This window comes from Halosimplex pelagicum, from assembly GCF_013415905.1.
Classification (GTDB): Archaea; Halobacteriota; Halobacteria; order Halobacteriales; family Haloarculaceae; genus Halosimplex; species Halosimplex pelagicum.
This window is the reverse complement of record NZ_CP058909.1, coordinates 4,285,873-4,304,113: the sequence shown is the minus strand read 5'-3', so window position 1 is coordinate 4,304,113 and position 18,241 is coordinate 4,285,873. Positions and strand designations below refer to the sequence as shown.

15 protein-coding genes are annotated in these 18,241 nt (G+C 71.7%); 13 read left to right on the top strand and 2 right to left on the bottom strand.

The genetic code is table 11. From position 1 onward, the window contains the following. Positions 1-104: 104 nt before the first annotated feature. Together HZS54_RS21430 and HZS54_RS21425 are read right to left on the bottom strand one after the other, a co-directional pair. On the bottom strand, positions 105-1,148 hold the full coding sequence (locus tag HZS54_RS21430) for a DUF7972 family membrane protein (RefSeq protein ID WP_179919138.1): 1,044 nt from the start codon (positions 1,146-1,148) through the stop codon (positions 105-107). Positions 1,149-1,247: 99 nt separating this feature from the next. Further along, complete coding sequence (locus HZS54_RS21425; RefSeq protein ID WP_179919137.1) at positions 1,248-1,547, bottom strand: DUF5785 family protein; 300 nt, start codon at positions 1,545-1,547, stop codon at positions 1,248-1,250. A gap of 184 nt (positions 1,548-1,731) precedes the next feature. Between HZS54_RS21425 and HZS54_RS21420 the strand changes: the two genes are divergently transcribed. The 13 genes from HZS54_RS21420 (at position 1,732) to HZS54_RS21360 (ending at position 18,225) form a co-directional block, all read left to right on the top strand. Next, a complete protein-coding gene (locus HZS54_RS21420; RefSeq protein ID WP_179919136.1) occupies positions 1,732-2,040 on the top strand; it encodes a HalOD1 output domain-containing protein in 309 nt (102 codons plus the stop codon). Positions 2,041-2,165: 125 nt separating this feature from the next. Continuing rightward, a complete protein-coding gene (locus HZS54_RS21415) occupies positions 2,166-2,720 on the top strand; it encodes a GNAT family N-acetyltransferase (RefSeq protein WP_179919135.1) in 555 nt (184 codons plus the stop codon). Positions 2,721-2,811: 91 nt separating this feature from the next. Beyond that, a complete protein-coding gene (locus HZS54_RS21410; protein WP_246391713.1) occupies positions 2,812-5,733 on the top strand; it encodes a DEAD/DEAH box helicase in 2,922 nt (973 codons plus the stop codon). Positions 5,734-5,850: 117 nt separating this feature from the next. Further along, positions 5,851-7,782 (top strand): ABC transporter ATP-binding protein, encoded by a 1,932-nt coding sequence (locus tag HZS54_RS21405; protein ID WP_179919134.1) that lies wholly within the window; start codon positions 5,851-5,853, stop codon positions 7,780-7,782. 273 nt (positions 7,783-8,055) lie between these two features. After that, positions 8,056-8,619, top strand: coding sequence for a hypothetical protein (locus tag HZS54_RS21400; protein ID WP_179919133.1), 564 nt, complete (start codon positions 8,056-8,058; stop codon positions 8,617-8,619). A gap of 131 nt (positions 8,620-8,750) precedes the next feature. Further along, positions 8,751-9,920 carry a TIGR00341 family protein gene (locus HZS54_RS21395; RefSeq protein ID WP_246391712.1) on the top strand — a complete coding sequence of 390 codons (1,170 nt, stop codon included), beginning with the start codon at positions 8,751-8,753 and terminating at the stop codon, positions 9,918-9,920. Further along, complete coding sequence (locus tag HZS54_RS21390) at positions 9,917-11,161, top strand: DUF7972 family membrane protein (RefSeq protein ID WP_179919132.1); 1,245 nt, start codon at positions 9,917-9,919, stop codon at positions 11,159-11,161. The genes HZS54_RS21395 and HZS54_RS21390 overlap by 4 nt, the downstream gene beginning before the upstream one ends. A 239-nt stretch (positions 11,162-11,400) precedes the next feature. After that, positions 11,401-12,204 (top strand): DUF2182 domain-containing protein, encoded by an 804-nt coding sequence (locus tag HZS54_RS21385; RefSeq protein WP_179919131.1) that lies wholly within the window; start codon positions 11,401-11,403, stop codon positions 12,202-12,204. A gap of 1 nt (position 12,205) precedes the next feature. Further along, entirely contained in the window at positions 12,206-13,243 is a 1,038-nt protein-coding gene (locus HZS54_RS21380) for a twin-arginine translocation signal domain-containing protein (protein WP_246391711.1), read from the top strand. Between the two features lie 104 nt (positions 13,244-13,347). Further along, on the top strand, positions 13,348-13,557 hold the full coding sequence (locus HZS54_RS21375; RefSeq protein WP_179919130.1) for a heavy-metal-associated domain-containing protein: 210 nt from the start codon (positions 13,348-13,350) through the stop codon (positions 13,555-13,557). Between the two features lie 65 nt (positions 13,558-13,622). Then, positions 13,623-15,158 carry a permease gene (locus HZS54_RS21370; RefSeq protein ID WP_179919129.1) on the top strand — a complete coding sequence of 512 codons (1,536 nt, stop codon included), beginning with the start codon at positions 13,623-13,625 and terminating at the stop codon, positions 15,156-15,158. A gap of 17 nt (positions 15,159-15,175) precedes the next feature. After that, positions 15,176-16,642, top strand: a complete 1,467-nt coding sequence (locus HZS54_RS21365) for a transporter (protein WP_179919128.1) — start codon at positions 15,176-15,178, stop codon at positions 16,640-16,642. After that, positions 16,642-18,225 (top strand): cytochrome c oxidase subunit I, encoded by a 1,584-nt coding sequence (locus tag HZS54_RS21360; RefSeq protein ID WP_246391710.1) that lies wholly within the window; start codon positions 16,642-16,644, stop codon positions 18,223-18,225. The genes HZS54_RS21365 and HZS54_RS21360 overlap by 1 nt, the downstream gene beginning before the upstream one ends. The last annotated feature ends 16 nt before the right edge of the window (positions 18,226-18,241 follow it).

Genomic DNA, 18,241 nt, shown 5'->3' with positions numbered 1-18,241 from the left:
CCCGTCGGACGGCCCGGGCAAAAGGGCGGAGCCTGCAATCGCTCCCGGTCGACCGTCGGCCCAGCGGGTCGGGAGTCGCGGGTCCGGAGATCGAGCGCCGCGGGTCAGGAGTCCCGGTTCCACTCCACTTCGGTCACGTCGTCGGTCTCACGGAGGATGAACGGGCCGATCGACAGCGTGTGCTGGGTCACCGTCGCGATCCGCATGACGTACGCGAGCAGGATGAGGAACGGGACGACGGCGACGGTCGCGGCGACCGCCATGACGAGCGCCAGCGTCTCGACGCCGAAGACGGTCACGCTGTAGGTGGCGTCGTTGAAGAAGATTATCATGACCGCCGAGACGAGTAGCGCCGGGACCGACGCCGCCAGGATCTGTCGCGAGAGGTTGATCAGCTCCCACTGGAAGTACAGCGTCTTGAAGTGCTCGCGGGCCGGCCCGAACAGCTGCAGCACCTCGATCAGTCGGTCGAGCGCCTCGGTTCCCTCCTCGTCGAGGTCGTCGCCGTACTGCTCGCGGATGCGCCGCGCGGTGAAGATCTTCCAGGAGTAGTTGAAGTTCAGCGCCGAGGAGATCACGTCGAACTCGCCGAACCGGGCGTCGTCGAGCCCCGAGGCGACCCGCTCGGCGTTGCCGACGAGGCTGTCGGTCAGGTCCGCGACCTCCGAGGCGAGGTCGCCGTCGTCCGAGTCGGGGACCGCCTCGCGCAGGTCCTCGGCGCGGTCGCCCGACACCTGCACCAGCGCGCGGAGGAACTGCGCCGGGCGCGAGGGGCTGACCGCCGCTTCGATGACCTCGGCCACGTCCTCGCGGAACGCCATGGCCCCCTCCATGCGCTCGCGCTGGTCCTTGACGGCGCCCAGTTCCTGGGAGAGGACGAGCTGGTTGAGCGTCAACACGAGCGTGACGCCGGTGATCGTCGCGGTGAGAAAGCCCTGGAACAGCGTGTCGACTGAGTCGCTGGACCGGATGGCGTTCTCCGTCGTCGGGTAGAGATAGCCCGCGCCGACCAGCACGAGGAAGACGAAGGCGACGAGGATGCCGGCGACGAGCCAGCGGTCGGCCTCGAGGAAGGCCCACAGTTTCCACCGGCTCTGGTCGGCCCGATCGCGCAGCCGGTCGCTCGGCGCGTCCCCGTCCCCGGACATGGAACCGGGTACTCGCGGCGCTCGGGAAAAGACACCGGTCACGGCCACCGCTCGCCGGCCGCTCGCGGCCGACCGGGTGACGCGGAGGCCGATCCCGCCTCAGGCGTGTTCGAGCCGGTAGGGCCAGTAGTCGGCCTCGCGCAGCCCCGCGCCGACGGCCTTGTGGAAGTCGGGGAAGTCCTCGAACTCCGCCTGGTCGACGTGTTCGAAGATCTCCGAGACGCTGACGACGGTCTCGTAGTCGATCCGGATCGGCTCGTCGCCGTGCTCCGAGACGAACTCCGACTGCGAGAGCGGGAAGTCCTCGCCCTCGTCGATCTTCTTGGCGAGCACCGCCTGCCCGTACTTGCGGCGCCCCTCGCTGCCCTCGTCCCCGTCGGGGTCGTGCGGCCAGTCCATACCCGACACTGTGGCCGAATCGGCCAAAAGGATTTCTCTCTCCGCGCGACGGGAACGCGACCGGCGGACGCCGCCGAACGGCACCGCCCCGCCTACCTAATCACGTTGGTGCCAGATACTTACCTGTGAGTCACTGGGTACTAACGTCGGTCGCGCGCGGACGATGTCGCCACTGACACCACCCATGAACCACCAGACCGACGCCGACGCTACCGAGGCGTACGAGGTCGAACTGGACTCGGTCGACGCCGACTCGCCGAGTGTCGCCGTGATCAGGACCGTCGCCGCGCTGACGGACACGCCCCTCGATTCGCTCGACTACATCGGGGAGACGGTCGACCCCGACGCGCTCGACGCCATCCTCGCCAGCGGTGACGACGGCGGCTGTCGAGTCACCTTCCGGTACGAGGGGTACGTCGTCGAGGTGGTCGGGACCGAGCGGCTCCGACTCCGTCCGGCGGCACACCGGTCGGTCGACGCGGCGCGCGATTGACGGTCGGTCGGGGCGGACCGCGCGACACCCGGTCGGGCCTTCCACGCGCCGCTCCGCCGCGGCCGCGAACCGGATCTCTTCGGCCGACCGGAAGACAGATACCGCACCGGCGGAACCGTGGCCCCATGCCAGGCGCACGCGTCTCCAGCGGCGACCGCGTCACGCTCCGGACCGTCGAGGCGGAGGACGTGCCCTTCCTCCAGCGGGCCGGCGCGAACCCAGCGATCCGCTACCCCCTCGGGGCGCGACTCCGGAACCGGGAAGCGATCGACGTCTCGGAGGAGGAGGCGGGGACCGACCGCTTGCTCGTCTGTCTCGACGGCGAGGACGCGGGTCCCGGCCGGGCCGACGAGGACGACACTCGCCCCATCGGCGCCGTGAGCGTCGAATGCGTCGACTACCGCCGACCGGAACTGGGGTACTGGCTGGTCCCGGCGGTCCACGGCCAGGGCTACGGGACGGAAGCGGTCGGCCTCGCGATCGACTACGTGTTCCGGTCGTACGACAAGCCCGCCGTCGGCGCGGGCGCGTTCGACCACAACGACGCCTCCCGGGGGCTGCTGGAGTCGCTCGGCTTCACGGAGGAGGGACGGCGCCGGAAGTTCATGTTCGTCGACGGCGCCCACCGCGACATGGTCCAGTACGGCCTGCTCCGCGAGGAATGGGTCGACGAGGGGTGAGGCGGCCGCCCGCGGCGCCCCGGCCCCGGTCGTCGGCCGCGTCGGGTCGCGATCGGGGCGCTTAATCGGGTCAAACCCGTAGGCGGGGCAGATGACAGACGCCGGAGCGACCGGTGACGCCAGCGCCCCGGGCGAGTCGGCTGACCGCGACGCCGACGGGGACGCCCCGGATGACACCGGCCCTGGCGACCCGGGCGCGTTCACCGCGCTGGGATCGGAGGTCCGGGCCGCCCTGTCCGAGCGCGGGTTCACCACGCCTACCGAGCCACAGCGCGAGGCGATCCCGCCGCTGGTCGACGGCGAGAACGTCCTCGTCGTCGCACCCACCGGGACCGGCAAGACCGAGACGGCGATGCTGCCCGTCTTCGACGCGCTGGCGAGCGCGGACGAGCCGCGCTTCGGCATCGGCGCCCTCTATATCACGCCGCTCCGGGCGCTCAACCGCGACATGCGCGAGCGCCTGGAGTGGTGGGGCGACCGCCTCGACCTCGACGTGCAGGTCCGCCACGGCGACACCACGGACTACCAGCGCCAGAAGCAGGCGAACGACCCGCCGGACGTGCTCGTCACGACGCCCGAGACACTGCAGGCGATGCTCACGGGGTCGAAACTCCGGACCGCGCTGGCCGACGTGGACCACGTCGTCGTCGACGAGGTCCACGAACTCGCCGTCTCCAAGCGCGGCGCGCAGATGACCGTCGGGCTCGAACGGCTGGTCGAACTCGCCGACGACTTCCAGCGGATCGGGCTCTCGGCGACGGTGGGTGACCCCCAAGAAGTCGGCCGGTTCCTCACCGGCGGTCGTGGCTCGACGGTCGTCGAGATCGACGTGGGTAGCCGCCTCGACGTGCGGGTCCGCTCGCCCGCGGTCACCGACGAGGACGAGCGGCTGGCTGGGGAGCTGATGACCGAACCGGAGTTCGCCAGTCACGTCCGGTACATCACCGAGCTGGTCGAGGAGTACGAGTCGTCGCTGATCTTCGTCAACACCCGACAGCTGGCGGAGGCGCTGGGCTCGCGGTTCAAGGAGCTCGACGCGAACGTCGGCGTCCACCACGGCTCGCTGGCGAAAGAGTCCCGGATCGAAGTCGAGGACGACTTCAAGGCCGGCGAACTGGACGGGCTGCTCTGCACCTCCTCGATGGAGCTGGGCATCGACGTGGGCCACGTCGACCACGTCATCCAGTACAACAGCCCGCGACAGGTGACGCGGCTGCTCCAGCGCGTCGGCCGCGCGGGCCACCGCCGCGACCAGGTCTCGCGGGGCACCGTCGTGACGACCCACCCCGACGACACGCTCGAAGCGCTCGCGATCGCCCGCAAGGCCCGCTCGGGCGAGGTCGAGTCCGCCGACATCCACGACGGCAGTCTCGACACCGTCGCGAACCAGATCGCCGGTCTGGTCATGGATTTCGGGGAGATCCGGGCGATGCGGGCCTACGAGATCCTCACCCGGGCGTACCCGTTCCGGGACCTCGACGAGCGGGAGTTCAAGTCCGTCGTCCGCGAACTCGCGGGCAACAAGGTCGTCTGGCTGGAGGAGGACGTAGACGAGATCCAGAAGCGTCGGGGCACCTGGCAGTACTTCTATCACAACCTCTCGATGATCCCCGACGAGGCGACCTACAGCGTCGAGGACGTGGCCAGCGGCCGCGACGTGGGCACGCTCGACGAGCGGTTCGTCGTCAACTTCGCGACGCCCGGAGAGATCTTCATCCAGCGCGGCGAGATGTGGCGTATCACCGAGATCGACGAGGACGAAGAAGTGGTGACCGTCTCGCCCGTCGAGGACCCCGGCGGCGAGGTGCCGTCGTGGACCGGCCAGGAGATCCCCGTCCCCTACGCCGTCGCCCAGGAGGTCGGCGAGATGCGCGGGATCGCCGGGCGACAGCTCCGGGAAGGCGCGTCGGTCGACTCCGTGGCGCGGGAGTTCACCGGTCGCTACGACGGCGACGCCGACACGATAGCGGTGGGCCTCGAACAGCTCGCCGACCACGACCCCGACCACCCGGTCCCGACCGACGACACGATACTGATCGAGTTCCGCGGGCGCGAACTCGTCGTCAACGCGGCCTTCGGGCACAAGATAAACGAGACGCTCGGGCGACTGCTCTCGGCGCTGCTCGGGCAGGCCACCGGCTCCTCGGTCGGGATGGAGATCGACCCCTACCGGATCGAGCTGGAGGTGCCGCGCACCGCCTCGGCGACCGACGCGCTGGACGTGCTGGAGGACACCGACCCCGACCACGTCGCCGACCTCGTCGAACTCTCGCTGAAGAACGCCGACTCGCTGAAGTTCAAGGTCGCCCAGGTCGCGACGAAGTTCGGCGCGCTGAAACGCTGGCGCGGCCGCGGGAGTTCGAATCGCTTCGGCCGCGACAGGCTGATGGACGCGCTGGAGGACACCCCGGTCTACGACGAGGCCGTCCGCGAGATCCTCCACGAGGAACTCGACGTCGACGGGGCGGCCGACGTGCTCGAACGCGTCCAGTCGGGCGACCTCTCGGTCGAACTGCTCGGCGACCGGACCCCGATCGGCCTCGGCGGGCGCAGCGCCGGCCAGGAGCTGCTCTCGCCGGACCACGCCGACGCGAGCGTCATCCAGACGGTCAAGGAGCGGATTCAGAACGACCGGATGATCCTCTTCTGTCTGCACTGCCAGGACTGGGAGCGCAAGAAGCCGGTCAAGCGCATCCGGGAGCAGCCGGAGTGTCCCGACTGTGGCTCGACCCGCATCGCCGCGCTGAACCCGTGGGCCGACGAGGTCGTCTCGGCCGTCAAGGCGACGGACAAGGACGACGAACAGGAGAAGATGACCGAGCGGGCCTACAAGTCGGCCAGTCTGGTGCAGGCCCACGGGAAGCAGGCCGTGATCGCGCTGGCCGCCCGCGGCGTGGGTCCGCGCAACGCCGCCCGGATCATCAACAAATTGCGGGAGGACGAGGACGAGTTTTACCGGGATATCCTCCGCCGCGAGCGCGAGTACGCACGCACCCGGAGCTTCTGGGACTGACGCGAACGGGCGGTGAGCGGGGACCGCCCATCGGCCACTGGTGGAACAAGCGGCGAGTCTGTGGCGGACCGGCCCCTTTTTGCACGGGGATAGCTAACAGGCGCGACAGTCAAACCCGTGAGCACAGACCAAGCGATAGATTCGGAGTACATCGAGCGGCACCGCGAGGAGATAGACCACCCGCTCTTGCAGCTGTTCCTGGAGTTCGGGCACGGCCACCGGCGCTGGTTCGTCCTCGGGGTGCTGGCGAGCATCGGGTCGCGCTTTTTCTCGCTGGTGCCGCCGGTGCTGCTGGGCGTCGCCATCGACGCGCTGTTCCACGAGAGCGCGTCGTTCACGCTCCCGTTCGTCCCCCAGGCGTGGCTGCCGACCACGGAGATGGGGCAGTTCTGGTTCGTCGTCGGCGGGATGGCCGTCTCGATGATCGGCCAGGCGCTGCTCATCTTCGTCAGGGCCTCCTCGCTCAACCTCTTCTCCCACCGCGTGAAACACGAGGCTCGCACGGCCACCTACCAGCAGATGCAACGGCTGGACATGGACTTCTTCAACGAGGTCCAGACCGGCGAGCTCATCTCCATCCTCTCGAACGACGTGAACCGCCTGGAGCAGTTCCTCGACTCGATGATGGGCGAGCTGATCCAGCTGATCGTCCTCATGCTCGGGACCGCGGCGTTCCTCGTCGCGCTGAACCCGCAACTCGCCGCGGTCACGATGGTCGTCGCGCCGCTGTCGGCGGTGTTCACCTGGTGGTACATGAAACTGGCCGAGGAGCGCTACGCCGACATCCGCGAGTCGGTCGGCGACCTCAACAGCCGTCTGGAGAACAACCTCGGCGGCATCCAGGTCATCAAGTCGTCGAACACCGAGGAGTACGAGGACGAGCGCGTCGAGGAACACTCCTACCGCTACTTCAAACTCGACTGGCTCGCGCTCCGGCTGGGCTTCGTCTACCGGCCCGGATTGCGCGTGCTCACTTCCCTCTCCTTTATCGCGACGTTCGTCGTCGGCGGGGTCTGGCTCATCCAGGGGCCGCCCGGGCCGTTCTCGGGCGACCTCACCGCCGGCGTGCTCGTCACGTTCCTCCTGTTGACCCAGCGGCTGGTCAACCCGCTCGCCCAGATGGGTAACATCGTCGAGCGCTACGAGGACGCCAAGGCCTCGACCAAGCGCATCCTCGGGCTGATGAGCCTGCCCGTCACCATCAAGGACAAACCCGACGCCGTCGACCTGGAGGGCGTCGAGGGACACGTCGAGTACGACGACGTGACCTTCAGCTACGACGGCGACGAGACGGTCCTGAACGACGTGGACATCGACGTGGAACCGGGCGAGACCGTCGGGCTCGTCGGCCCGACGGGCGCGGGGAAGACGACCATCGTCAAGCTCCTGCTCCGCCTGTACGACGTGAACGAGGGGGAGGTCCGCGTCGACGGCCACGACGTGCGCGACGTGACGCTCGCCTCGCTCCGGGGGTCGATGGGCTACGTCGGCCAGGACAACTTCCTGTTCGACGGGACCATCGCCGAGAACGTCAAGTACGGCCAGTTCGACGCCACCCGCGAGGAGGTCGTCGCGGCCTGCAAGCGCGCCGAGGCCCACGAGTTCATCGGGAAGCTCCCCGAGGGCTACGACACCGACATCGGCGAGCGCGGCGTGAAGCTCTCGGGCGGCCAGCGCCAGCGCGTCGCCGTCGCGCGGACGATCCTCCAGCACCCGGCGATCATGATCTTCGACGAGGCGACCTCGGCGGTCGACACGGAGACGGAGATGCTCATCCAGCGCTCCATCGACGAACTCGCCGCCGACCGGACGACGTTCATCATCGCCCACCGGCTCTCGACGGTCCGCGACGCCGACACCATCCTCGTCATCGACGAGGGCGAGATCGTCGAGCGGGGCACCCACGAGGACCTGCTGGAGGGCGACGGCCTCTACGCGAACCTCTGGCGGGTCCAGGCCGGGGAGATCGAGGACCTCCCCGAGGAGTTCGTCGAACAGGCCAGCGAACGGGTCGCCCAGCAGGCCCTCGACGCCGCCGAAGACGACTGAGGCTTCCCCCGTCGACCCGCCGTTTCAGTTATCGAGATTTGATTTCTCAGTTATGGTTACGTATACCGGCCGAATACGTGCCATAGCGGCGCTTAATTCCCCGCTTCTGGAGTCGCTTCCCGGGATTCGATTATGTTAGTGAAAAGTCCAAACTTCGGTAGCATCTCGGCTACTTATAATCATCGATAAACAAGATGGGGCGACGCCGGCCCGGGCGACGCGACGGCGGTGCGGGCGCGGATGACCCCCGGCCCGACCAGGACCTACTGAACCATGATCGGCACTGATCCCTTCTGTCCGGAGAGCGGGGCGCCGCTCTCGCGCGACAGGCACTACGACGAACTCGGCAGGGGCAAGCGAGCGGTGACGACGACCGACCGGTCCGCCGCCGCGGGGACCGCAGGTGAGTTGACCAACGGCGCCGTTCGGTCGGCCCGGACGGCGCTGCTCACCTACTTCGAGCGGTGCCACCAGCGACACGGCGACGCGGACGACGAGCTGTACCGCCGCGGCTCCGTGGCGCTCAGGCGGCTGAAGTCCGCCGCCAGCGGGCGCCAGGAGTGGGACGTTCACGTCTGGTTCGCGCTCAAACACCGGCTCGCGTCGGCGGAGTACGACGTCGAGTGGATGAACGACCACGCGACGCTCCGGTGTCCCCACTGCGCCGGTCGGCTCCGGTACCGCCGAACCCCCGGCGGCGTCGTCGCCACCTGCGGGGTCGACTGCGACGGCTCCGGCGGCGACGCGCTGGCCGCGATCCGCGAGACGGTCGCGTCGCTGTACGCGGCGGCGTTCGACGCCGACCCGCCGGAGACGGACGCTCTCTTGCAGTTCTGAGTCCCGCGACCGACGACGGCCTCGGGTCGGGCGATAGCGGCGAGTTCACGGGCTGGCCCGGGTCGCCCGTCCGGCCGTGCGGTCCGCTTCGCAGCGGCCGGGACGGCGGTCGCGGGGACGATCCATTTCACATGACAGAGCAGAACGACTCGGGCGATCCGCCCGCCGGAACCGACGACTCCGGCCTGGGCGGGTCGCTCCCGATCGGCGCACAGGACGACCTCGAACGGGCGTTCGTGGTCGACGACGACATGCGGGCCGTCGAGGTGCTCGTGATGGACCCCGACACCTTTCAGGAGGTCGTCGGGGTCCTCCGGAAGTTCGACCTCGACTACGTGGTCACGGACAGGACCGACGGCGACGGGACGGCGGTGATCCGCTTCCCGCTCCCCGCTCAGACCGTCGAGCACGTCCAGGACCGCTTCGAGGCGATGGGCATCGACGACAGCCTCTACACCATCATCGTCGACCCGGAGGTGATCATCTCCGACCGGTTCGACGGCGCGACCGAGCCCTACCACGAGGTCAAGGGGCTGGGCTACCAGGGCATCTCCCGGACCGAACTACAGGGCAAGACCGCGGACCTGCTCCCCGACCTGAGCATCTACGTCCTGCTGACGGTGATCAGCTCGCTCGTCGCGACGGCGGGCGTCCTGCTCAACTCCGTCGGCGTGCTCATCGGGTCGATGGTCATCGCGCCGCTGATCGGCCCCATCGTCGCCACGGCGGTCGGCACCGTCGTCAACGACGACCGGCTGTTCGCCAAGAGCCTCAAGTACCAGGCCGTCGGGACCGGCGCCGGCCTCGCCAGCGCGACCGTCTTCGCGACGATGGTCCGGTTCAGCTCCCTGGTCTCCCCCGGCTTCGAGATAAGCGCGCTGCTCAGACTCAGCAGCCACACCGCGCCGAACCTCCTCCTGCTGGTCGTCGCCCTGGGAGCCGGTTTCGCAGGCGCGCTGAGCCTCTCGACCGGTGGGACCATCGACCTCGTCGGCGTCATGATCGCCGCGGCCATCATGCCGCCGATCGGGATCGCCGGCGTCGCCGTCGCCTGGTGGGCCACCGGCATCATCGTCGGCTCGCTGGCCGTCGTCTCGATGAACCTCTTCGCCGTCACCCTCGCCGCCGTGATCAGCCTCTGGTACCTCGGCTACCACCCCGAGAGCCTGGAGGAACTGCGCCGGGCGCGCCGGGTGATGCTGACGAGAGTCCTCCTGCTCGCCAGCGCCATCGCCGTCTCGGCCACGATCCTGGCTCACGTCTCCGGCGCCGAACTGCCGGTCCTGGCGGTGGTAGGGTGACGGCCGACGAAGCCGAGCGCCCGGCCGACGACGGACGATCCACCGACGACGGACGGCCAGCCGACGACGAGCGCCCGGTCACCGATACCCGGCCCGACTCCGACGCCGAACGCTCCACCGAATCGACGGACGGGACCCATCCCGTCGTCCGCGCCGCGGCGCTGTCGGTCCGGTTGCTGTGGTTCGCGACCAGGCTCGCGGTCGCCGGCGGCATCGTCGCCGCGAAGCTCGTCGCCGACCCGGAGCGCAGGGCACGATTCCGGCGGTGGCTCCTGCTGTCGGGCGACCGCTGGCGGATCGCCGCGCTGATGGTCGGCGCCGTCGGCCTCGGGACCTTCCTGCTGAGCCTCGCCGGGGTCGTCGGCGTCGCCGAGGGGTCGTTCGTGGCGACGGCCTTCGGGGCGGTCATCTCGGGGCTGTTCTCGTTCGTCCCGATAGTCGTCGCCGTCAACCAGCTCACCGTCGCGCGGCTGTTCGGCTCGCCCGAGCAGGTCCGCGAGCAGGTCGACGACGTGGCCGCGTTCCGCCGCGAGTTCGAGCGCGACCACCCCGAGGTGTCCGTGAGCCCGACCGAGCCCGCGCCCTTCCTCGGCGTCGCCGTCGAGGTGGTCGCCGGCCAGGCCGACGCGCTCGCCGACGCCGTCGACTCGTTGGAGGGGCGACCGCGGGCGGCCGTCGACGCCTACGTCGGCGTCGTCCGCGCGCAGGTCGCCGACGTGCGGGCTCACCTCGACGGCAGCCACCAGCCGCTCATCGAGATCCTGCCGCCGATGATGGGCGACAGCTACTCCCGGAACGTCAACGACGCGCGCCGCATCCGCGAGCGCTACGCCGACGAGCTGCCCGGGGCCGCCCGCGAGGGACTGGCCGAGCTGGAGGAGTCGTTCGTCGCGCTCGACGTGCTGCGCCAGTACTTCAAGGCGCTGTATCTCACCCAGGAGCTGTCGTATCTCTCGCGGTTCATCGGCTACACCGGCGTCGGCGCGTTCCTCGTCGCGACGATGGTCATCATGGCCTTCGCCAACGGCCAGCCGCTCGGCGGGCACCCGATCCTGCTCGACGGCCTGCTCAGCCTCGCGTTCGCCGCCGTCTTCGTCCCGTTCGCGGTGCTGCTCTCCTTCCTCCTCCGGGTCGCCACCATCGCCAAGCGGACCGCCGCGCCGGGCACGTTCACCCCCTACCGGGAGACGCCCGACTACGCGACCCACCGGGACGGCAGCGACCCGTTCGGTCGGAACTGACCGGTGCCCGCCGCCCAGCGACCGCCGACCACCAGACCCATGACAGGACCCACGCCTCACCCCGAGCCCGGCGTCCCGACCGCCGTCGAGCGCCGAACCGCCGTCTCCCCGCTCGACAGGCCGCCGCCGGACCCCTCCGGCGCACGGCCGCACCGCAAGCCGACCGACAGCGACGGGCCGCGACGACGCGGCCACACCGCGACGGCGGGGCCGCGACCGCCCCGCCGACCAGTTCATCCATGTCCACGCACGCACGACTCCGACAGTACCGAGACCGACTCACCGACGCGGTAGTCCCCGACGAGTTGCCGCCGGCGCCGGTCGGCGTGACCCTCGTCACGCTGGCGCTCTGGACGGTCCTCCTCGGCGGCTGGCTCCCGATGCCGTCGATGCCGGGGCCGGCGACCGCACCGGGCGTCTTCGAGGCGATGGGCACCTCGAACGGCCTCGCCGGCGCCCTCGCGTACCTGCTCGCCTGGGGGACGATGATGTCCGCCATGATGTACCCGGCCATGCTCCCGCTGGTCCGCCGGTACACCCGCGAGTCCGAGACCGACGGCTGGGGCGCCGGCGCGGGCGTCGCCGCGCTGTTGCTCGCCTACAGCTCGGTCTGGACAGCCGCCGGACTCGTCCCGCTGCTCGTCGACGCCCTCGTGGGTATTAGCGGGCTGACGGCCGCCCACGGCCCGCTGCTGGTCGGCGGGCTCGGCCTGTTCGTCGCCTGGTACCAGCGGACCGACCACAAGCGCTCGGCGCTGCGGGAGTGTTGCGGTTCGGTCTCGTTCGACGGCGACGCGCTCTCGCTCGAACAGGGCGCCCGGAAGGGGATCGACCACGGGGTCGAGTGCGTCCGCGCCACCTGGCCGCTGTTCGCGCTGATGGTCGTCGCCGGCTCGATGAACCCCGTCGTCATGCTCGGCCTGACGCTCGTCGTCACGGCCGAACGGATGCCGCCCTGGGAGGACGAGATGGCGACGGCGGTCGGCGTCGCCGCCGGCGTCGGCGGACTGGCCGTCCTCCTGCTCCCGGGGTTGCTCCCCTGAGATGGCCCCCGACCGACACGACGACGACCGACCTGCCCCCGATCGACGCGACGACATCCGACCCACCCGGCGACGGTTCCTCGCCGCAGCGGCGACCGCGACGGCGACCGTCGGCCTCGCGGGCTGTGGCAACCGCACCGTCCCGCACGGCTGGCTCGACGTGGGCGCGCCCGTCGGCGGCGCGCTCCGCGACGTGACGCTGACGACCGCCGGCCCCCACGCCGTCGGCGAGGGCGGCGTCGTCGTCGCCCGCCAGGGCGACGCCTGGCAGACCGTCGTCGAGAACGGCCCCGCGGGCCAGGGAAACGGCCTGCACGGCGTCGCCGTGACCGACGACGCCCGCCGGATCTGGCTGGCCGGCGAGAGCGGCGCAGCGGGCGCATACGACCCCGTCTCGGGGACGCTCACCGACGTGTCCGGGCCCGTGGGACACACCAGCACCTGGACGGACGTGGCCGTCGCCGGCCGCGCCGGCTCCGAGCGGGTCGCCCTGCTCAACGGCTCCGGCGAGTTGCTCCCCGGGCGAGCCCGCCAGGGCACCGTCCGCTGGGGCGAACTCACGAAGCCGACCGGCGGCGAACCCGGCACGGCCGTCGACGCCGTCGGCCGAACGACGGTCGTCACCGACGCCGCCGGCGGCGTCTACGGCCACACCGGCCCGGTCGACCCGACCGAGCGCGACGAAGCCGGCTGGACGACGATGGGCCTGCGCGGCGTCGAGACGGCGATCCGTGACGTGTCCGCGATGGAGCCCGACCTGATCACCGTCGTCACCGCCGACGGCGCCGCCTTCGACTACGACGGCTACGGCTGGTTCCGCACGCCGGTCGCGGAGGCGGCGCTCCACGCGGTCGACCGCCGCGGCGACGACGCGCTGACGACCGGCGTCGACGGCGCCGTCTACGAACTCGCCGACCACTCCTGGCAGGAGGCCGACACGCCGACCTCGAAGGCGCTCAACGGCTGCGCGCTCGGCACCGACTCCTACGCCGACGTGGCCGTCGGCGACAACGGCACCGTCCTCGAACGGTTCGGCTGACCGGCGGCCGTCGCGACGGGCTCCTCCGCACGGGCTTCGGAGACGGTCCCGTCCCCGGGAGCGTGTCGCCCCTTATCAGTCGAGGGGGCGCTACCCGGGGTGCGATGCCCGAACACACCATCGCCGTCGACGGAATGACCTGCGCGAACTGCGAACGGACGGTCACCTCGGCCGTCACCTGCGTCGCCGGCGTCGAGTCGGTCGACGCCGACGCCGACGCCGGGACCGTCTCCGTCGAGTGCCCCGAGGACGTCTGCCCGACGGTCCGCGACTGCATCGCCGGGCTCGGCTTCGACGTGCCCCACGAGGACTGATCGGCGCGCGCACTGACCGAACGAATCGGACGACTGACCGACCCGGACCGACCGCCCCCTTTCACATGTCGCTCACCGACTCAACACTCAGAGCCGTCGCGCTGGTCGCGGAGATGACCTGGGACACCTGGTGGGCGCTGGTCCTCGGGTTCACGCTCTCGGGCGCCGTCGAGGCGTTCGTCAGCGAGGACCGGATGACCCGCGCCCTCGGCGGCGACGGCTGGCGCGAGGTCGGCCTCGGCGCCGCCCTCGGCGCGGCCTCCTCGTCGTGTTCGTACTCCGCGGTCGGCACGACGAAGACGCTGTTCAAGAAGGGCGGCTCCGGCGTCGCCACGCTCGGCGCGTTCATGTTCGCCAGCACCGACCTCGTGGTCGAGCTCGGCTTCGTCCTCTGGGTGCTGCTCGGCTGGCAGTTCGTCGTCGGCGAGTACCTCGGCGGCGTCGTCGCCGTCCTCGTCCTCGCCCTGCTGTTCCGCCGCGTAATCCCCGAGGCGTGGGTCGAGGACGCCCGCGAGCACGTCCGGACGACCGACGGCGCCGCCTGCCCGACCTGCTCGGCGACCGTCGACCCGACCGACCCCGACGCCGTCCGGATCGAAACCGGGGCCGGCGTCGAGTTCGCCTGCTGCGGCGGCTGCCGCCGCGTCTACGAGGCGCGGTCGGACGACGCCGACGACACCCGACTCCAGGACCGCGTGCTCTCGCGGGCGGGCTGGGCGAGCGCCGCCCGCGCGACGATGAAAGACTGGGAGATGGTCTGGCGCGACGTGGCGCTGGGCTTCGTCGTCGCCGGCCTCGTCGGCGGGTTCGTCCCCGACGCCTGGTGGGCGGCGGTCGTCCCCGAGGGTTCGGGACTGGCCGCCGTCACCGCGGCGACGGTCGTCGCCGTGGCCATCGGCGCGGCCACGTTCATGTGCTCGGTCGGGAACGTCCCGTTCGCGCTCGTGCTCTGGACCAACGGCGTCCCCTACGGCGCCGTCCTCTCGTTTATCTACGCCGACCTGCTCATCCCGCCGCTCGTCCGCCTCTACCGGGAGTACTACGGCACGCGGATGGCCGCGGCGCTCACCGCCGCGCTCGCCGTCGCCGCCGTCGTCGCCGGCGTCGTCGTCCACTACGTCGCCGGCGGCCTCGGCCTGATACCGCCCGCCGGTGAGGTCGGCGCCACCGTCCCCGACGGCTACACGCTCGCGCTGAACGCCGTCGCGACGCCGGTCGCCCTCGCTCAGGTGACGGCCACCTACGGCCTCGACGCCGTCCGCGCGCGGACGGCCGCCGCGATCCGGGCCGCCGACGACCGCAGCCGAGGCGCGCTGCGCGTGGCCGGCGGCGGAGTCGCGCTCCTCGCGGCCCTCCTCGCCGCGCTCGTCGGCACCGGTCTCGACGCCGCGGCGAGCCGAGCGGACCGCGGCGCCGCGTCGGACGCCGACGGCCCCGACCCGGGAGGCGACCGCTGGCGCGACCGCGGCCTCGCCGCCGTCGGCACCGCCGCTAGCGCCGCCACCGCCGTCGACCGACTCCTGGCCGCGACGGCCCACCGGGTCGCCGCCGCGGTCGACGCGCCCGAGACGCCCGATACCGCCGACGCGGACACCGACTGATCCGACGACACATAGCCATGACAGACCGACCAGACCGAGACGGCCAGACGGACGAACCGGACCCGACCGGCCCGGACCGGACGGACCCGCCGGCCGGACCGGCCGCTTCCGACAGCACAGACCCAGAAGCAGTCGCCGACCGGATCGCCGGGACGGTCGACGACGCCGACATCGACGAGACGGTCGCGCGCGTCCGGTCGGACCTCGACGAGACCGCGACGCGGGTGAAGACCGCCCTCGCCGAGGGCGACCCCCGCGTCGTCGCCGCCGGCGCGCTCGGGTTCGACGGTCTCGTCTACGCCGCCAGCCGCTACGCGCCGGAGTACCTGGGCGTCCTCGGCGGCTCGCCGCTCGTCGTCGGACTCTTCGGGACGGTCGCGATGGCGACCGTCGCGGTCGCGAGCGGGTTCGACTTCGGGTCCGACGGCGACTCCGTCACGCCGATACTCGCCGCGGTCGCCGGCCTGGTCGCGTGGCTGCTCGCGCCCGGGCTCGCCGCGGCGACCGGCGTGCCGGGCTGGGTCTGGGTCGTCCTCGGCGTCGTCCCGCTGGGCGCGACCGCGGCGACCGCCGACGGGACGAGCGTCGCGCCGACGACCGACCCGTTCGGCGTCGCGCCGCGGGCGGGTGACTGGCGGGGCGCCGCGGCCGGCGCCGCCGGCGTCGCGGTGACCGTCGCCTTGCTCGGGATCGCCGGGACGCTCGGCGCGGCCCTCGGGGCGCTGCTCGCGCTCGGTGCGGTCCTCGGGCTCGCCGTCGCCGCGCTGCGAGCCGTCGACGACGACCCCGCCGCGGCAGTCCACGACGACCGCGACGCCGCCGTCGAGCCGGAGACGCTCCCCGCGCCGAGTGAGGCCGCAACGCGACCGAGCGTCCGGCCCCTGTTCCGCGCGATTCGGTCCGCACCGACCACCGCCCGGTCGCTGCTGGTCGGCGAGACGCTCGTCGGCGTCGCCGTCGGCCTCGTCTCGGTGTTCGTCGTCCTCGTCGTGACGAGCGTCCTCGGCCTCCGGACGACGCTGCTGGGCCTGCGGCTCGGTCCGAGCGGGACCTTCGGCGCGCTGGTCGTCGGCGAACTCGCGCTCGCCGCCGCTGGCGACGCGGTCGGGCGGCGCGCCGAGAGCCACCGCCGGGCGACGGCCGCGCTCGTCGGCGGCGCGACGCTGGCTGCGGCCTTCCCGCTGCTGTTCGTCGGCCTCCCGCCGGTCACGGCCGCCGTCGCGGCGCTGTTCGGGCTGTTCGGCCTGCGCGCCGCGGCCGCCGGCGCTCGCGACGACGCGGTCGCCGAAGCGGTCGACCGCTCGGCGGCCGATCCCGACGACTACCGGACCGCCCGCGCGCTCGCGGTGGCGCCCGCGCCGCTGGTCGGCGGCGTGCTCTACAGCCTCGACCCGACGGTCGCGTTCGGCGCCGCGACCACTGTCGGCGTCGTCGGCGTCTGGGAGCTCCGCCGGTTCGCCCGGCGGACCGCGACGGAGCGATAGTGCCCTCGCGCGCCCTCGCCGATATCGCCCGTTCGGTCGCAAAGACCGGCCGTGCAGCCGCAGAGACCGGCCGCCGCTGGCTCACCTCGGTCGACCACGCCGACGTGGGCCGGCGCTACCTCGCGCTGGCGCTCGTCGCCGGGCTCTGGGGCGCCGCCGACGCGATGGCGCTGCGGACGGAGCTGCTGACGCCCGGCCGCGGCGTCTGGTCGGCGGCGACCTACGACGCCTTCTTCACGACCCACGGGCTGACGATGCTGTTCTTCGCCGCGACGCCGGCCGCGTTCGGTATCGCCACAGTCGTCGTCCCCCCGCTGGTCGGCGCCGACGACGTGGCCTTCCCGCGGCTCTCGGCGACGGCGTTCTGGCTGTTGCCGCCCGCGCTCCTGCTCGCCCGCGCCGGCGCCGCGGGCGCCCTCCTCGGGATACCCGGGCTCGAACCGCCGGCGGTCGGCTGGACGCTGTACGTCCCGCTGTCGCGGTCGGCCGCCGGGACCGGCCTCGACCTGCTGCTCGTCGGTCTGCACCTCGCGGGCGTCAGCACCGTGCTGGCCGCGATCACCTTGCTCGTGACCGTCCTCGAATCGCGGACGGTCGGCTGGCACGAGGTCGACGCGTTCACCTGGTCGGTGCTGACCGCCTCGGGACTGGTGCTGTTCGCCTTCCCCGTCCTCGGCAGCGCGCTCGTGATGTTGCTGCTTGACCGCAACCTGGGGACGGCCTTCTTCGCCGTCTCGACCGGCGGCCCGGTCCGCTGGCAGCACCTCTTCTGGTTCTTCGGCCACCCAGAGGTGTACGTGCTCGGCCTGCCGGCGCTGGGGCTGATATCGCACCTTCTGCCGCGGTACGCCGGCCGCCCGCTCGTCGGGTTCGAGGGGGTCGTCTACTCGACGCTGGCCATCGGCGTCCTCTCCTTCGGCGTCTGGGCCCACCACATGTTCACGACCGGCATCGACCCGCGGCTGGCGGCGACGTTCATGGCCGTCTCGCTGGCCATCGCGGCCCCGAGCGCGATCAAGGTGTTCGACTGGCTGGCGACGCTGTGGGGCGGCGACCTCGTCCTCGCGCCGCCGATGCTGTTCACGCTCGCGGCCGTGGCGAACTTCGTCCTCGGCGGTGTGACCGGGGTGTTCCTGGCCGCCGTGCCGGTCGACCGGCTCTTCCACGGCACCTACTACGTGGTCGGTCACTTCCACCTCGTCCTCGTCGGGACGGTCGTGTTCGCGCTGTTCGCGGCGAGCTACCACTGGTTCCCGATCCTGACGGGGCGGCTGTACGACCGGCGGCTGGCGCGGGCGCACTTCTGGCTGACCGCGGGCGGGGCGGCCGTCGCCTTCCTGGCGATGCTCGCGCTCGGGACCTTCGCGCTGGCGCGCCGGACGGCGACGTATCCGCCGGCGCTCGCGCCGCTGCAGGCGGTGGCGACGCTCGGCGCGTACGTCATGGGGGTCGGCCAGGTAGTGTGGGTGTGCAACGTCGCGAAGTCGGTACGGCGGGGTGCGGACGCGACCGCGGAGATACGGCGCCGAGCGAGCGAGGGCGCCGGCCGCGTGTGGGAGCGGTGGGCGGGTGGGGACCGCTGATCGCGTTCGGTACCCA

What these genes read in the sequence shown, in the direction of transcription:
- HZS54_RS21430 (WP_179919138.1), bottom strand. Translation starts at nt 1,148, where the DNA reads ATGTCCGGGGACGGGGACGCGCCGAGCGACCGGCTGCGCGATCGGGCC.
- HZS54_RS21425 (WP_179919137.1), bottom strand. Translation starts at nt 1,547, where the DNA reads ATGGACTGGCCGCACGACCCCGACGGGGACGAGGGCAGCGAGGGGCGC.
- HZS54_RS21420 (WP_179919136.1), top strand. Translation starts at nt 1,732, where the DNA reads ATGAACCACCAGACCGACGCCGACGCTACCGAGGCGTACGAGGTCGAA.
- HZS54_RS21415 (WP_179919135.1), top strand. Translation starts at nt 2,166, where the DNA reads ATGCCAGGCGCACGCGTCTCCAGCGGCGACCGCGTCACGCTCCGGACC.
- HZS54_RS21410 (WP_246391713.1), top strand. Translation starts at nt 2,812, where the DNA reads ATGACAGACGCCGGAGCGACCGGTGACGCCAGCGCCCCGGGCGAGTCG.
- HZS54_RS21400 (WP_179919133.1), top strand. Translation starts at nt 8,056, where the DNA reads ATGATCGGCACTGATCCCTTCTGTCCGGAGAGCGGGGCGCCGCTCTCG.
- HZS54_RS21395 (WP_246391712.1), top strand. Translation starts at nt 8,751, where the DNA reads ATGACAGAGCAGAACGACTCGGGCGATCCGCCCGCCGGAACCGACGAC.
- HZS54_RS21385 (WP_179919131.1), top strand. Translation starts at nt 11,401, where the DNA reads ATGTCCACGCACGCACGACTCCGACAGTACCGAGACCGACTCACCGAC.
- HZS54_RS21380 (WP_246391711.1), top strand. Translation starts at nt 12,206, where the DNA reads ATGGCCCCCGACCGACACGACGACGACCGACCTGCCCCCGATCGACGC.
- HZS54_RS21375 (WP_179919130.1), top strand. Translation starts at nt 13,348, where the DNA reads ATGCCCGAACACACCATCGCCGTCGACGGAATGACCTGCGCGAACTGC.
- HZS54_RS21370 (WP_179919129.1), top strand. Translation starts at nt 13,623, where the DNA reads ATGTCGCTCACCGACTCAACACTCAGAGCCGTCGCGCTGGTCGCGGAG.
- HZS54_RS21365 (WP_179919128.1), top strand. Translation starts at nt 15,176, where the DNA reads ATGACAGACCGACCAGACCGAGACGGCCAGACGGACGAACCGGACCCG.